15 protein-coding genes are annotated in these 13,638 nt (G+C 55.4%); 11 read left to right on the plus strand and 4 right to left on the minus strand.

Annotated features, from left to right (window positions below):
- The first annotated feature begins 77 nt into the window (after positions 1–77).
- From ATO67_RS10355 to ATO67_RS10365, 3 genes are all read left to right on the plus strand, one after another.
- Positions 78–2,300: a bifunctional diguanylate cyclase/phosphodiesterase gene (locus ATO67_RS10355; RefSeq protein WP_067648013.1), complete on the plus strand. Its 2,223-nt coding sequence runs from the start codon at positions 78–80 to the stop codon at positions 2,298–2,300.
- 70 nt (positions 2,301–2,370) lie between these two features.
- Positions 2,371–3,252: an amino acid ABC transporter substrate-binding protein gene (locus ATO67_RS10360; RefSeq protein ID WP_067648312.1), complete on the plus strand. Its 882-nt coding sequence runs from the start codon at positions 2,371–2,373 to the stop codon at positions 3,250–3,252.
- Complete coding sequence (locus tag ATO67_RS10365) at positions 3,249–4,148, plus strand: amino acid ABC transporter substrate-binding protein (protein WP_106404934.1); 900 nt, start codon at positions 3,249–3,251, stop codon at positions 4,146–4,148. The genes ATO67_RS10360 and ATO67_RS10365 overlap by 4 nt, the downstream gene beginning before the upstream one ends.
- 44 nt (positions 4,149–4,192) lie before the next feature.
- On the opposite strand, the gene pcaF is transcribed toward ATO67_RS10365, so the two are convergent.
- Genes pcaF through ATO67_RS10380 form a run of 3 tightly spaced genes read right to left on the minus strand, consistent with a single transcriptional unit; the run spans position 4,193 to position 6,812 of the window.
- Complete coding sequence (gene pcaF, locus ATO67_RS10370) at positions 4,193–5,398, minus strand: 3-oxoadipyl-CoA thiolase (protein WP_067648016.1); 1,206 nt, start codon at positions 5,396–5,398, stop codon at positions 4,193–4,195.
- Positions 5,399–5,406: 8 nt separating this feature from the next.
- The gene (locus ATO67_RS10375) at positions 5,407–6,108 is read right to left on the minus strand and encodes a 3-oxoacid CoA-transferase subunit B (RefSeq protein ID WP_067648019.1); all 702 of its coding nucleotides are present in this window, start codon (positions 6,106–6,108) and stop codon (positions 5,407–5,409) included.
- Positions 6,105–6,812, minus strand: a complete 708-nt coding sequence (locus ATO67_RS10380) for a 3-oxoacid CoA-transferase subunit A (protein ID WP_067648022.1) — start codon at positions 6,810–6,812, stop codon at positions 6,105–6,107. The genes ATO67_RS10375 and ATO67_RS10380 overlap by 4 nt, the downstream gene beginning before the upstream one ends.
- 115 nt (positions 6,813–6,927) lie before the next feature.
- On the opposite strand from ATO67_RS10380, the gene ATO67_RS10385 reads away from it, so the two are divergent.
- Positions 6,928–7,689 carry an IclR family transcriptional regulator domain-containing protein gene (locus ATO67_RS10385; RefSeq protein WP_103088223.1) on the plus strand — a complete coding sequence of 254 codons (762 nt, stop codon included), beginning with the start codon at positions 6,928–6,930 and terminating at the stop codon, positions 7,687–7,689.
- A gap of 6 nt (positions 7,690–7,695) precedes the next feature.
- Here the strand turns inward: ATO67_RS10385 and pcaQ are convergent, their stop codons facing one another.
- Entirely contained in the window at positions 7,696–8,610 is a 915-nt protein-coding gene (gene pcaQ / locus ATO67_RS10390) for a pca operon transcription factor PcaQ (RefSeq protein ID WP_067648028.1), read from the minus strand.
- 91 nt (positions 8,611–8,701) lie between these two features.
- On the opposite strand from pcaQ, the gene pcaD reads away from it, so the two are divergent.
- The 7 genes from pcaD to ATO67_RS10425 all read left to right on the plus strand — a co-directional run bounded on the left by pcaD (position 8,702) and on the right by ATO67_RS10425 (position 13,370).
- Positions 8,702–9,499 (plus strand): 3-oxoadipate enol-lactonase, encoded by a 798-nt coding sequence (pcaD, locus tag ATO67_RS10395; RefSeq protein ID WP_067648033.1) that lies wholly within the window; start codon positions 8,702–8,704, stop codon positions 9,497–9,499.
- 3 nt (positions 9,500–9,502) lie between these two features.
- Complete coding sequence (gene pcaC, locus ATO67_RS10400; protein ID WP_067648036.1) at positions 9,503–9,916, plus strand: 4-carboxymuconolactone decarboxylase; 414 nt, start codon at positions 9,503–9,505, stop codon at positions 9,914–9,916.
- Complete coding sequence (pcaH, locus tag ATO67_RS10405) at positions 9,913–10,653, plus strand: protocatechuate 3,4-dioxygenase subunit beta (protein ID WP_067648039.1); 741 nt, start codon at positions 9,913–9,915, stop codon at positions 10,651–10,653. Before pcaC ends, pcaH begins: the two co-directional genes overlap by 4 nt.
- Positions 10,654–11,274 carry a protocatechuate 3,4-dioxygenase subunit alpha gene (pcaG, locus tag ATO67_RS10410; protein WP_067648042.1) on the plus strand — a complete coding sequence of 207 codons (621 nt, stop codon included), beginning with the start codon at positions 10,654–10,656 and terminating at the stop codon, positions 11,272–11,274.
- Between the two features lie 8 nt (positions 11,275–11,282).
- Positions 11,283–12,335 (plus strand): 3-carboxy-cis,cis-muconate cycloisomerase, encoded by a 1,053-nt coding sequence (locus ATO67_RS10415; protein ID WP_067648045.1) that lies wholly within the window; start codon positions 11,283–11,285, stop codon positions 12,333–12,335.
- Between the two features lie 213 nt (positions 12,336–12,548).
- Entirely contained in the window at positions 12,549–12,770 is a 222-nt protein-coding gene (locus ATO67_RS10420) for a hypothetical protein (RefSeq protein ID WP_067648048.1), read from the plus strand.
- A gap of 39 nt (positions 12,771–12,809) precedes the next feature.
- Complete coding sequence (locus ATO67_RS10425; protein ID WP_067648051.1) at positions 12,810–13,370, plus strand: type 1 glutamine amidotransferase domain-containing protein; 561 nt, start codon at positions 12,810–12,812, stop codon at positions 13,368–13,370.
- Positions 13,371–13,638 lie beyond the last annotated feature (268 nt).

Here is a 13,638-nt window from a genome sequence, read left to right on the forward strand (position 1 = left end):
ATGAAGTCCTTTTAAAGCATGAGTTAAGGCATGTCCCGTAAGCATTTACGCTTTCGCGGAAGAGGTTACGGGCCACAATGGTCGATTGCGTAAACAAGGACGAACGGGAGGTTGGCGATTTGAACGCGGGCCAAAATCGGCTTGTGTGGTACCATTCGCTCTTCTGGAAAATCAATGTCTTCCTCGTATCCAGCGTCGTCCTTGCCTACGTTATGGGTGCAACGATCGGTTGGGTCATGGTCGAGCGGGACTCGCTTGAACAATGGCGTCGTCAAGCCGAGTTGAACGCGCAAGTGACAAGCTCCGCGATCCGCTCCATCTACACGTTTATCGCGATTGAGAGCGCTGATGATGGTCAGATCACCAAGATCATCAGCGAGCGCCCCCTTGGTGACGATGCGTCGATACTGGACACCGGATTCAACCCGGCAGATGTTCTCGGTCTTGCTGCCTCGCAGACGAAAAACAATATCTGGCTGTTTCAGAAATCGACCGGGCCGCAGGCCTTTGTCAGTTCGGCCGAGGCATTCGGTTCGGGCACTGGTATCGACCTTTCCCTTCCCGATTACACCAATCCACGCCAATTCTTCGTTGGATTTGCAGGCGTGGGCAATGTCCGTCATTTCATTGCCTATGTGCCTGTGGTCAATCCGAAAGGCGAACTTCAAGGCGCGCTCGTTACCACCATTGGTGAGGCGGACGCTCTTCAGCAAAGCCAGAACAAGCTGCTGCTCAATTCAGTCCTGCTGCTCGTGACCATTCTCATCCTGACCGGTGCTGCCGTGACGTTGATCATGCGGAAGGTTTTCAAGCCGGTTCCGGCACTTGTCGGCGCTCTCAGCCGCATTGCCCGAGACGACACGCGGTCTGTCACGCCTTTTCAAAACCGTCACGACGAAATCGGTCGCTTTGCCGTCGCCATCGAAACATTGAGAGAGGCTGTTGTCGAGCGCGAGCATTTGCGGCAGGTGCGGGATGTTGCGAAACATATGGAGCATCTTGCACATCATGACGCTTTGACTGGACTGCCAAACCGTGCATTTTTCGGCAAGAAGCTCGAGGAAATGATTGCCGAGCTGGAGCAGGGCGGCCAGCGCTTCAACGTCATGCTGCTCGATCTCGACAGGTTCAAATCGATCAATGATGGCTTTGGTCACGCCAGCGGTGATGCGCTTCTCGTTTCCTTTTCCGAAAGGCTGCTTTCGCTGATGCGTCCGGGAGATATTGCCGCACGATTTGGAGGCGATGAGTTCGCCGTTCTTCAGGTCGTGCGCAAGGACGCGCTGGTGGAAGCCAGCAAGCTTGCCTCTGCCATCATCCGGGCGGTTGCCAGACCTTTTGTCCTCTTGGGCAAAGAGGTTTCCGTCGGAACCAGCATCGGCATCTGCACCGAAACCACCGTCGGCGCGGAAATTTCCGAACTGCTGAAGAAGGCCGATATCGCCCTGTACGCTGCCAAATCCGAGGGTCGTGGCACGTTCCGTTTTTTCAAGCAGGGCATGGAAATGTCCGGAGAACGCGGTCACGTGTTTCAGCACGATCTCGACACCGCCTTGCGCAACGGTGAGTTCGAGTTGCATTATCAGCCGATATTCGATGTATCGAATTCCGGCCCTGTAGGGTTCGAGGCTCTTTTGCGCTGGCAACATCCGAAATTGGGTTGGGTTTCACCCGCAGATTTTATTCCTGTTGCGGAAAAGACCGGGCAAATCGTTGCAATTGGCGAGTGGGTTTTGAACAGAGCCTGTTCAGATGCCGCAAGCCTGCCCCCGGATACCTTTCTGGCGGTCAATGTTTCTCCTGTACAGTTGCAACAGGGTAACTTTGCCAAAAAGGTGAAAACTGCACTTTTCACACACGGTCTTCCCGCAAGTCGGCTGGAATTGGAGCTGACGGAAAGCGTGCAGATATGCTCTCTGGAATGCCTTGAAATGCTTGCCGATCTACGAGCGTTGGGCGTCGGCATCGCACTCGACGATTTCGGCACGGGTTATTCCGGCATCAGCTATCTTCTTTCGCTGCCGGTCACAAAGATAAAGATTGACCGCAGTTTCGTCATGCATCTCGAAGAGAAGGCCGAGAGCCGGGCAGTGGTCGCCAGTCTGCTTCAGCTTGCAAGCAGCCTCGGACTGGAGACGACAGCAGAAGGTATCGAAACCGAATTTCAGCTTCAGTTCGTTCGGTCCGCTGGCTGTACGCTCGGGCAGGGGTACTTTCTGGGGCGGCCTGCAAAAATAAAAGATCTTCAGCATACGTATCGTGATTTTTATCCCCGGAAGGTGTCATCGCTAGGAGCGTGAAACAATGCGATATCCTCAGTTTTTATGTGTGAATAAAAAGCTTTTGAAAGTCGTGCTTGGTAGCGCATTCATGGTTGCATCCCCGTTTCAGATCGGAAGCAACGCAACGTCCTTTGCGCAGGCTCAAGACAGCGGCACGTTGGACAAGATCGCCCGCACCAAAACGATATCCATCGGATTTCGCGAGGATGAGGTCCCCTTCGCTTACAAATCAGCCGATGGTGGTGCGATCGGATACACGGTTGAACTGTGCAATTATATTGCAGACCATGTCCGCACCCAGCTGAAACTGGACAAGCTCAATATAGAATATGTCAATGCAACACCTGCCACGCGGTTTCTCCTAGTTAAAAGCGGTAAAATCGATCTCGAATGCAGTGCGACGACCAACAATGCCGAGCGCAGAGAGCAGGTTTCATTTTCTTACCCGCACTTCATCACGGCAACACGTTTCGTGGCGAAAAAATCGAGCGACGTGAAGAGCATCAGAGATTTGGCGGGGCGCACTGTCGCCTCCACCACCGGCACGGTCAATATCGATCAGTTGCAGGCCATCAATCGCGCTGACAAGCTCAATATCTCGGTGATGCTGGCGAGACAGAATTCAGATGGCTTTGCTTTTGTCGAAAGCAACAAGGCGACGGCCTTTGTTATGGACGGCGTCTTGCTCGCCGCACATGTCGCATTCTCCAAGTCACCCAACGACTACATGATCTCGTCAGAAACGTTCGGCCCGCCGGAACCCTATGGAATATTGATGCGCAAGGGCGACGGCCCGTTCAACACGGTTGTGAATGATGCGCTGCGGCAGTTGTTCGTCAGTGGGGAGATCAACCGTATCTATGACAAGTGGTTCATGTCTCCGATACCGCCGCAGGGTCGCAACTTCAACCTTCCGATGTCGCAGGAACTAAGGGCGGCGTTTCATGACCCGAAGGAGTACCTGCAATGAGGCGCTTTCTCTCAAAGCTCTTGATACTCAATACGGCGCTGCTGGCGCTGGCTCTCGATTCCGCTGCTGCGGATTTTACGAAACCCACCCTGGAACGTATCAAGGAGACGGGGAAAATCAGGATCGGCTACGGCGTGACCGCGCCATTCTCTTTCACGACAACAGATGGACAAGTCGTCGGTTATTCCATCGATCTCTGCAGGCGCGTCACTGAGAAGCTGAAAACGCGGCTCAAAATGGATGATATCCAAATCGAATTCGTGCCGCGGACGCCCAGCAATCGCGTTCAACTGCTCAACGACGGTAGTATCGACATTGAATGCAATGCCAGCACCAATACCGTTGAGAGAAGAAAAAGCGCGACTTTCTCCCTAAGTCATTTTTACGGCGCGACACGCTATGTGTCCTTAGCGAAAAATCAGCTGGAAACTTTAGCCGATCTCAAAGGCCGATCTGTCGGTGTTGCGCTTGGCACAGTCAACGTCAATGACATCAACGAAATCAACCGCGCGAGAAAACTCAACATTTCCGTTGTACCTGCGGACACGTTGAAAGGTGCGTTTGACATGGTGACGGATGGGCGCGTGTCCGCCTTCGCGATGGACGAGGTCTTGCTCAGCACGATGATCGCACAAAGCCAGAACCCGGCGGAATATCGCATCTCGACGGAGAAGGTTACGGATTTCCAGCCTGTTGGCTTCATGATGCGCCTGAACGACACGGAATTCGCATCCGCTGCGAATGAGGCCCTTGGCGAAATCTATAAAAGCCCTGAGATGCCAGATATATACAAGCGCTGGTTCGAGGATTCGATTCCCGAATTAGGGGTCAGCATTAAAATGCCCATGAGCGAGACGTTGAAAAACGCATTGGCAAACCCGGTACCCATTCCGTAAGCCGTCACCGCAAACCATCTAGCGCTTGCGGTGACGAGGCTGGCTTAAACCCGTTCGAGAGCAATAGCGATTCCCTGGCCGACACCGATGCACATCGTTGCAAGCGCCCTGTTCTTGCCGGTCAGCGAGAGTTCCAGTGCGGCAGTACCGGCGATACGAGCGCCGCTCATGCCGAGCGGATGACCAAGCGCAATCGCGCCACCATTGATGTTGGCACGTGGGTCGTCACCGGCAATGCCAAGCTGGCGTAATGTGGCCAACCCCTGAGAAGCGAAAGCCTCGTTCAGTTCGATGACGTCAAGAGCTTCCTGCCTCAAGCCGAGACGGTCCAGAAGCTTTTGGGACGCGGGCTCGGGACCGATGCCCATGATGCGTGGGGGAACCCCGGCGGTGGCACCACCAAGAATGCGGGCAACAGGTGTCAGGCCATATTTTTTCGCTGCGGCTTCCGAGGCGATGATCAAAGCTGCTGCACCATCATTAACGCCGGATGCGTTTCCAGCGGTGACAGTTGCGCCTTCCATGCGGTTGACGGGCTTCAATTTCGCTAGTGCCTCAAGGCTGGTTTCGCGTGGATGTTCATCTCTGGAGACGATGACAGGATCACCCTTGCGCTGGGGAATGCTGACCGGTGTTATCTCTTTCGCCAGTCTACCATTGGCTTGTGCCGCTGCTGCCTTTTGCTGGCTGTGCACTGCAAATGCGTCCTGATCTTCACGGGAGACGCCGTAGTCGAGAGCGACATTGTCACCAGTTTCCGGCATCGAATCGACCCCGTAGAGAGCCTTCATCGCGGGATTGACGAAGCGCCAGCCAATGGTTGTGTCGTAAATCTCGGCATTGCGTGAGAAAGCAGCGTCTGCCTTCGGCATAACGAAGGGCGCGCGGCTCATGCTTTCCACGCCCCCCGCTATCATCAGTTCCGCCTCGCCGGATTTGACGGCGCGGGCTGCCGTAATGACGGCGTCCATACCGGAACCGCAAAGACGGTTGATGGTCGTGCCCGTTACGGAAACCGGCAACCCGGCCAGGAGTAAGGACATGCGGGCAACGTTGCGGTTGTCTTCACCGGCCTGGTTTGCACAGCCAAAAATCACGTCGTCAATTGCCTCCCAATCGACGCCTGCATTGCGCTTTATCAATGACTTCATGGGAACGGCCCCAAGATCATCGGCCCGTATGGAAGACAACGCGCCACCGAAGCGGCCGATGGGTGTGCGTATGTAGTCGCAGATAAAGACGTCGGTCATTTTGTGCCTCACAATTGGGGAGCGACGAGATCGGCCACCGGGCCGTCGGTGTTTAGCTTGGCACCGGTCATGGCCTGCAGGTCTTCAACGCTCATGCCCGGCAGTTTTTCCCGTAACACGAAGCCGCCATCCACGACGTCCACCACCGCGTGGCTCGTGTAAATGCGGGTAATGCAGCCAACGCCTGTCAGCGGAAATGCGCATTTCTCCACTAGCTTTGGCTCACCTTTCTTCGTCACATGCTCAGTAATGACGAACACCTGTTTGGCGCCGTGAACGAGATCCATAGCGCCACCCACTGCGGGAACGCCTTTGGAGCCGACCCGCCAGTTGGCGAGATCGCCATTCTGAGCAACCTGATAGGCACCGAGAATGGCGACATCCAGATGCCCGCCACGCACCATGGCGAAGCTATCGGCGTGGTGGAAAAACGCGGCACCTGGCTTTAGCGTAACGGCCTTCTTGCCGGCATTGATCAGGTCCCAGTCCTCCTCACCTTCCGGCGGTGCTTCTCCGAAATTCAGAATGCCGTTTTCCGTATGGAAAATCGCCTCGCGCCCGGGTGGCTGATAGCGCGCGACCATTTCCGGAAAACCGATGCCGAGATTGACATAGGCACCATCGGCAATGTCCTGCGCCGCCCGCCATGCGATCTGGGCATTGGACAGCTTGATGTCTTCGAATGCGTTGAGAGCTTGGGTATCGGTCATACGTAGGCCACTCCTGCGCGGATCAGGACTTCTTCCTGTTGCGGATCGTTGATTTCGACCACGCCATTGACGAATATTCCCGGCGTCACGACTTGTTCAGGGTCGATCTCGCCTGCGGGAACGAGTTTTGAAACCTGGGCAATCGTCGTCGCCGCTGCCATGCACATCAGCGGATTGAAGTTCCGGCCCGCCTTGCTGTAGGTCAGGTTGCCCTGCGTGTCGCCGAGATGCGCCTTGACGATTGCGAAGTCCGCTTTCAACCAGCGCTCCTGCACATAATGACGTCCATCGAACTCACCGATTGGCTTGCCATCGGCAAGCTCCGTTCCGTAGGCGGTCGGCGTATAAAACGCCGGAATGCCTGCACCGCCTGCGCGGATGCGTTCAGCCAGTGTTCCTTGCGGCACAAGCTCCAGCTCTATTTCGCCTGCCAGATATCTATCGGTGAAGGCGCGTGGATCGGACGAACGCGGGAACGAGCAGATCATTTTGCGCACCATGCCCGCATCGATCATCGCCGCAATTCCAATGCGCCCGTTGCCGGCATTGTTGTTTATGACAGTGAGATTTTTCGATCCTTTGTCGATCAGCGCATGGATCAATTCGATTGGCGCTCCAGAGCCGCCGAACCCGCCAATCATGACGGTCGCGCCATCGCCGATATCGGCAACAGCCGCCGCTGCGCTTTTGATTGTCTTGTCCATGGTGCCTCCAGCAGATGCTCTTCCAATGAGATGATTGGTAATTCCCAATGGTGCTGGACTGCAAGGTTTTTGTGCGGTATGTAACTTTTGTTCGATTATCGCACAAAATCGGTGTCTGATGGCAAGTGAGAGGGATTTGATGGGCGGACTCGCCAAAGGTCTCAAAGTCATTGAGGCGTTCAGTGCCGAGCATCCTCGACTTTCCATTTCGCAAGCCGCCGAAATCGCCATGTTGGACCGCGCAACGACCCGGCGTTGCCTTCTGACCTTGGCTGAGCTTGGTTATGCCGCCTATGACGGGAAGTTTTTTACCGTAACGCCGAAAGTCCTTCGTTTGGGAACCGGCTGTCTCGCCACCATGCCGCTGCCACGCATCGTTCAACCGTTGCTCGATCAACTCTCGGAACGGATCGGCCAGAGCACTTCGGTTTCCATTCTCGATGAAACAGAAATCGTCTATGTCGGGCGTGCCGCACAACGTCGGGTCATGTCCATTGCGCTCATGCCCGGTTCGCGCCTGCCCGCCTATTGTACATCGATGGGGCGTGTTTTGCTCGGGGCTCTGGATATCTCCGGACGTCAAAGCATTCTGGAGCGTTCCCACCTTGAGGCGCGAACGGAGCGCACCCTGATCGATATGGTGGCACTGCTGGCAGAACTGGAAATCACCAGGAGCCGGGGTTACGCCCTGATCGATCAGGAAGTCGAGGTGGGCTTGCGCTCCATCGCCGTGCCTCTGCTAAACATGCGCGGCCAGACTGTCGCGGCGCTGAATGTTGGATTGCCCGCAACGGCCGCGTCCATGGATGTTCTGGTCGAACGATATCTTCCGCCATTGCTCGGGGTGCAAGCTGAACTGCGCGGGATGCTGGTTTGACATGCGTCAGAGCGCGTCTGCGCTCTCGCGGATGGTCTGTATGAGCAGCGCCAGTGGCAGGGATGGCTGCGTGTCTGCACGCATTGTCAATCCGACGGGGCCGCTCGTGTCGGCGGTATCCAGTGGCAGCATTGCAAGCGTCCCATCGGCAATATCTGCCGCCACCACTCCCTCGGATATGATCCATATCGCATCGCTTATTCTCAAGAATGCTCTGCCGAACGCATCCGATACCGTTTCTATCCGCGTTGGCAGCGGTGCCACACCATGGGCCAGCAGAAACTGATCCACCACCGGGCCGATGACGGAATTGGATGTCGGCGTCAAAACCGGAAATTCATGCAGCCGCTCGAAGATGGATGTGTTTGCAGCGAGCAGCGGATGGTTTGCGCGCACCACGAAGCGAACTCGTTCAGAATAGAGGTGTTCGAAGGAAAATCCGTTCATTTTTTCAGGCGTCGCGAGGCGCCCGACGACGAGATCCAGTTCCCCGACCCGCAATTGCTCCAGCAGAACCGCATTCTCACCGGTGACGATCTTGACCGTACTGCCCGTCTCTCCCTTCAGAAAACTCAACATGGCCTTTGGCATGATGTTGACGGAGACAGTCGGCAGCGCACCGATCCGCACTGGCGGCCCCACCTTGGTTGCGTCGTGCGAAACTGAATCCACAGCCTGTCTTAGGGCGGTCATCGTTGCCCCGGCATGTTTCAGAAATATTTCGCCGTAACGGCTGACCTTGATGCCACGGCTATCGCGCTCCAGCAGCGAAACGCCGAGCACTCCTTCTAACTCACGGATCGTTTTCGTGACTGCGGGCTGGCTGATGCGCAAAACTGCTGCCGCTTGCGCAACGCTTTTGTGGCGTGCAACCTCTACAAAAGTTTGTATGTGACGAAACTTCAAACGTGCGTCGATCATAATTCATAATCTATTGGTTATGTGTAGCCGTGAAAAACTCATTTTACTTAACCAATCTCATCTTGCAATATCGCCGGCGGGAGGAATGCGCATGCAATTTTTATTGTGCGATCAGCGGGCGATACACTACCGCGCAATCGGTCTGGATGGGGCTAGGCCGGTCATCGTTTTTATCAACTCGCTGGGGACTGATTTTCGTATCTGGAATGCGGTCATGGATGCCCTTGGAGATGGTTACGCTTACGTCTTGCACGACAAGCGCGGCCATGGTCTGTCAGACACGGGGAACACACCTTATTCCATAGACGATCACGTCGATGACCTCGCTGCACTTCTGGATCACCTCTCCGTAAAACAAGCCATTGTCTGGGGCCTTTCCGTTGGCGGTTTGATTGCTCAGGGACTTTACGCACGTCGCCCTGATCTTACGCGCGCTCTCATCCTCAGCAACACCGCTCACAAGATTGGCACCGCCGAGATGTGGAGCGATCGCATCGGCAAGATTGAACGTGATGGCATCGCGCCGCTGGTGGATGGTGTGATGGAGCGCTGGTTTACCCCCGCATTTCGCAGCTTAGACAATGCCGCCTATCTCGGTGCGCGCACCATGCTTGCCCGTCAGGATGCGTCGGGCTATGCCGCCGCCTGTGCTGCCATTCGCGACGCGGATTTTACCGAATTGGCTCGACAGATTGCGGTGCCGACGCTTTGCATCGCTGGCGATGGCGACGGATCGACACCGCCGGAACTGGTCGGTGAGCTTGCGGCTCTGATCCCCGATAGTCGCATCGCCGTCATAGAAGATTGTGGGCATATACCCTGTCTGGAGCAGCCTGTTGCCTATGCGGCTGCTGCCGAGGCTTTTCTCAAATCCTTGCCGGAGTTTTGACGCATGGCCGATACCGATAAGAACGGCAGGTTCGATGCCGGAATGAAAACCCGTCGCGAGGTATTGGGGAATGCCCATGTTGACCGCGCACAGGCGGCAGCGACACCATTCGATCAACCCTTTCAGCAACTGATCACCGAATCCGCGTGGGGCAACGTCTGGTCGGGCACGCAGTGGACGAAGCGGGAGCGGTCCATGGTGACGATTGCTCTGCTGGCAGCGTTGGGTCAGGATGAGGAGGTGGCCATGCATGTGCGTGCCACGGCCAATACCGGTGCAACGGAAGAGGATATCCGCGAAGCGTTGATGCATGTTGCGATTTATGCCGGTGTTCCCGCCGCCAACCATGCTTTCAAAATTGCCAAGAATACGCTTGCGGAGATGCGGGCCGCCGCGTTGCAGGAGGAAAAGAAATGACCAACACACCGCCGGAAACTGGACCTTTTTTTGCCCGAGACCGCAGCATTCACCCGCCCGCTTTCGCGCCGGGATACAAGACCTCCGTTCTTCGCTCGCCGCAACGTGCCCTCATTTCACTGGAATCGACCAAAAGCGAAATCACCGGCCCTGTCTTCGGCCATAGCATGCTCAACCCGCTGGATAATGATCTCATCCTCAATTACGCCCGCCCCGGCGAAATGCCGATTGGCCCGCGTATTCTGGTCCATGGTCGAATTCTCGATGAGCGCGGCAAGGGTGTGGATGGTGCGCTGGTGGAATTCTGGCAAGCCAATGCCGGCGGGCGGTATCTCCACAAGAAGGAGAGCTATCTGGCAGCGGTCGATCCGAATTTCGGTGGCGTTGGCCGCACCGTCACCGATGCGGATGGCTATTACTGGTTCAAGACTATCCAGCCCGGAGCCTACCCATGGCCCAACGGTGTGAATGACTGGCGTCCGGCGCATATCCATTTTTCCGTCTTCGGTCATGGTTTTGCACAACGCCTGATCACCCAGATGTATTTCGAAGGGGACCCGATGATCTGGCAATGTCCGATTGTCAAAACGATCCCGGATAAGCAGGCCATCGAGCGGTTGGTCGCAGCACTGGACATGACCAATGCCATTCCCATGGATATGCGCGCCTATAAATTTGACATCGTGCTGCGCGGTCGTCGGTCCACCCTTTTTGAAAACCGCATGGAGGGTAATTGAATGGTTCAGCCACTTCATTACTTCAAGGAAAGCGCTTCACAGACCGCCGGTCCTTATGTCCACATTGGCTGTACGCCCAACTTCGTCGGTATCAACGGCATCTTCGCCGAAGATCTGGGCTCGGGCGCATTATATAATGAGAGTGCCAACGGCGAGCGCATCACCATTCGCGGCACAGTATACGATGGTGGCGGTAACGCGCTGAAGGATGCGCTTATCGAAATCTGGCAGGCGGATGCGGATGGGCTTTATAACAGCCCAAGCGAAACACGCGGCACGGCCGATCCGAACTTCTCCGGCTGGGGCCGGTCGCCCGGCGATATGGACACGGGCGAGTTCGTGTTTGAAACGATCAAGCCGGGCAAGGTGCCATTTAAAGATGGACGCTGGATGGCGCCGCATATCACCTTCTGGATCGTGGCACGCGGCATCAATATTGGCCTGCACACGCGCATGTATTTTCCGGAAGAAATCGATGCCAATGCGACCGACCCCATTCTGGCCCGCGTCGAACACAAGCCACGGCTCGCAACGTTGATCGCCAGGAAGGAAGGAGAGGGCGCATATCGCTTTGACATTCATCTTCAAGGCGACAGCGAAACGGTCTTCTTCGACATTTGAGATGTAAAATGAGCTTTTCCCCTTTCGAGCATCCGTTTTTGGCCGGCCTTTTTGGTGATACTGAAATCGGCGCGCTATTTTCGGCAGAAGCTGATGTCGCCGCGATGTTGCGGTTTGAATGTGCGTTGGCGCAGGCGCAAGCCGCAACGGGTGTGATCTCGAAAGAGGATGCCGCGCAAATCGTTGCGGGCATTGCAAGCGTATTGATCGATGGAGACGCCTTGCGCAAAGGTGTCGCGAAAGACGGTGTGGTTATCCCTGAACTGGTACGGCAGTTGCGGCTTGTCGTGAAAGGGGAGGCTGCGGCAAAGGTACATTTCGGTGCGACCAGCCAGGATGTCATCGACACCAGCCTGATGTTGCGTTTGAAAACAGCCACTGAAATTGTCGCAGTGCGCTTGTCCGCAAGCATTGCAGGGTTGGAAAGCCTTTTAGAGCGAGACGGTGCCCGGCCTCTTATGGGCTACACCCGCATGCAGGCCGCCATCCCCATGACGGTTGCCGATAAGGTACTGACATGGCTTGAACCCTTGAAGCGGCACCGAGAGCGCCTTGTAACGTTCACGCATCATGGCTTTGCGCTTCAGTTTGGCGGGGCCGCCGGTACTCTGGAAAAGTTTGGGGACAAGGGAGACGCGGTTCGCGCTGAACTCGCCAAAAGGCTCGATCTGTCCGATGTCAGGCAATGGCAGAGCCAGCGTGATGTCATCGCTGATTTCGGCCATATCCTGTCCCTCATCACGGGGTCTCTCGGAAAATTCGGACAAGACGTCGCTCTGCTGGCACAGCTTGGCGAAGAAATCCGTCTCTCAGGCGGCGGTGGCTCGTCTGCCATGCCGCATAAGCAGAACCCTGTGCTGGCAGAAACGCTGGTGGCGCTCGCGCGCTTCAACGCCGTGCAGGTGTCGGCACTGCATCAATCCATGGTGCATGAGCAGGAGCGTTCGGGTGCGGCATGGATGCTGGAGTGGCTGGTTTTGCCGCAAATGGTGGCGGCAACCGGAAGCTCGCTCTTGTCTGCTCGGCGCCTTATAGGTCAGATTGAAACCATAGGTTCCTGATCGTTCCCTGACATTAGAAATCTATTTTTTAGGAACCATTGTCCAAGGGGAGAGTTCATTTGGCAGGAGACGCACCGTGTCAAACGGACGCGATGGTGCCGAAGAACATCAGGATTTTTCCGTTTTCTCTTGATGGCCAACGAAATGGCAGACGAGCTTCTCACCCATCCGGTGCTCTCCAACCTCGCTAGGTTCCGTCAATGGAGACAAGACATGGAAAAGACCGAAACGCGTAAGCTTGCGGAAGAATACATGCTGCTTGGCGGTACCCGTCAGGTGATGATCGACGACAATAAAACATTTGTTCGTCAGTACGACGGTGAACCTGAGGAGGCGGAACGCTTCTGGCAGGAGAAAATCGCGGTGCTGGAAAAAGCTCGGATAGAAGATGTCGAGTTTTTCTTGCCCTCCGTGAATTCCGACGAGGCCACTTGAGCCTCCGACTTTAATAAATCCAATAACAGGAGAAAAGACATGACAGCAATTAATGCTGCTAAGATCGTTATTCTTGCGACTGATGGGTATGAGCGTTCAGAACTGCGCGTCCCCTATGACCAGTTGAAAGCCAAAGGTGCCGACGTGAAAATCGCGTCGATCGAAAACGGCGAAATCAAAAGCTGGGATGAAAAGAACTGGGGCGATGCCGTCAGCGTCGATCTTCTCGCGAAAGACGTTCGTGTTGAAGACTTCGATGCGCTCGTTCTCCCAGGCGGTCAGATCAATCCCGACGTTTTGAGAGCCGACGACAGCGCGATGCGTGTGGTTCGTGACTTTGTTGCGTCCGGCAAAGTCGTCGCCGCGATTTGTCACGCACCTTGGCTGCTGGTGGAGGCGGACGCTGTAAAGGGCCGACAGATGACGTCCTATGGCTCCATCAAGACGGACGTCAAAAATGCGGGTGGCATCTGGAAAGATGAGGAAGTCGTTTGTGACAAGGGTATCGTAACATCCCGTTCGCCAGATGACCTCGACGCCTTCGTTGCAAAGATCGTCGAGGAGGTCGAAGAGGGCCGCCACGACCGACGTGCGGCATAGTTTCAAGCCAATATCATCATCGCAAAGAGCCGCCATGCAAATGGCGGCTCTTTTTTTGCCTCATATAGTGCACCTTAAATGCACTCGTCTGTTTTCATGCATAGCTTTGATTTTCGAAATTGGGAAAAGAGGGAAAGGAATCACGCTTATTTCATTGGCGTAAAGGCTGTTCAGCGCATATGAGAACTCGCCGTGTATTATTAAGAGCTATGCAAATTCAATATGCCATTATTTAGCCATATTTGGGTCACGATTGCGTCTAGTTTTG

The sequence above is a fragment of the Agrobacterium bohemicum genome (genome assembly GCF_001562555.1).
Taxonomy (GTDB): Bacteria; Pseudomonadota; Alphaproteobacteria; order Rhizobiales; family Rhizobiaceae; genus Agrobacterium; species Agrobacterium bohemicum.

Bases quoted from the DNA above. Each gene is read 5' to 3' on its own strand.
- ATO67_RS10355 (WP_067648013.1), top strand. From the start codon at position 78: ATGGTCGATTGCGTAAACAAGGACGAACGGGAGGTTGGCGATTTGAAC.
- ATO67_RS10360 (WP_067648312.1), top strand. From the start codon at position 2,371: ATGGTTGCATCCCCGTTTCAGATCGGAAGCAACGCAACGTCCTTTGCG.
- ATO67_RS10365 (WP_106404934.1), top strand. From the start codon at position 3,249: ATGAGGCGCTTTCTCTCAAAGCTCTTGATACTCAATACGGCGCTGCTG.
- pcaF (WP_067648016.1), bottom strand. From the start codon at position 5,398: ATGACCGACGTCTTTATCTGCGACTACATACGCACACCCATCGGCCGC.
- ATO67_RS10375 (WP_067648019.1), bottom strand. From the start codon at position 6,108: ATGACCGATACCCAAGCTCTCAACGCATTCGAAGACATCAAGCTGTCC.
- ATO67_RS10380 (WP_067648022.1), bottom strand. From the start codon at position 6,812: ATGGACAAGACAATCAAAAGCGCAGCGGCGGCTGTTGCCGATATCGGC.
- pcaQ (WP_067648028.1), bottom strand. From the start codon at position 8,610: ATGATCGACGCACGTTTGAAGTTTCGTCACATACAAACTTTTGTAGAG.
- pcaD (WP_067648033.1), top strand. From the start codon at position 8,702: ATGCAATTTTTATTGTGCGATCAGCGGGCGATACACTACCGCGCAATC.
- pcaC (WP_067648036.1), top strand. From the start codon at position 9,503: ATGGCCGATACCGATAAGAACGGCAGGTTCGATGCCGGAATGAAAACC.
- pcaH (WP_067648039.1), top strand. From the start codon at position 9,913: ATGACCAACACACCGCCGGAAACTGGACCTTTTTTTGCCCGAGACCGC.
- pcaG (WP_067648042.1), top strand. From the start codon at position 10,654: ATGGTTCAGCCACTTCATTACTTCAAGGAAAGCGCTTCACAGACCGCC.
- ATO67_RS10415 (WP_067648045.1), top strand. From the start codon at position 11,283: ATGAGCTTTTCCCCTTTCGAGCATCCGTTTTTGGCCGGCCTTTTTGGT.
- ATO67_RS10420 (WP_067648048.1), top strand. From the start codon at position 12,549: ATGGAAAAGACCGAAACGCGTAAGCTTGCGGAAGAATACATGCTGCTT.
- ATO67_RS10425 (WP_067648051.1), top strand. From the start codon at position 12,810: ATGACAGCAATTAATGCTGCTAAGATCGTTATTCTTGCGACTGATGGG.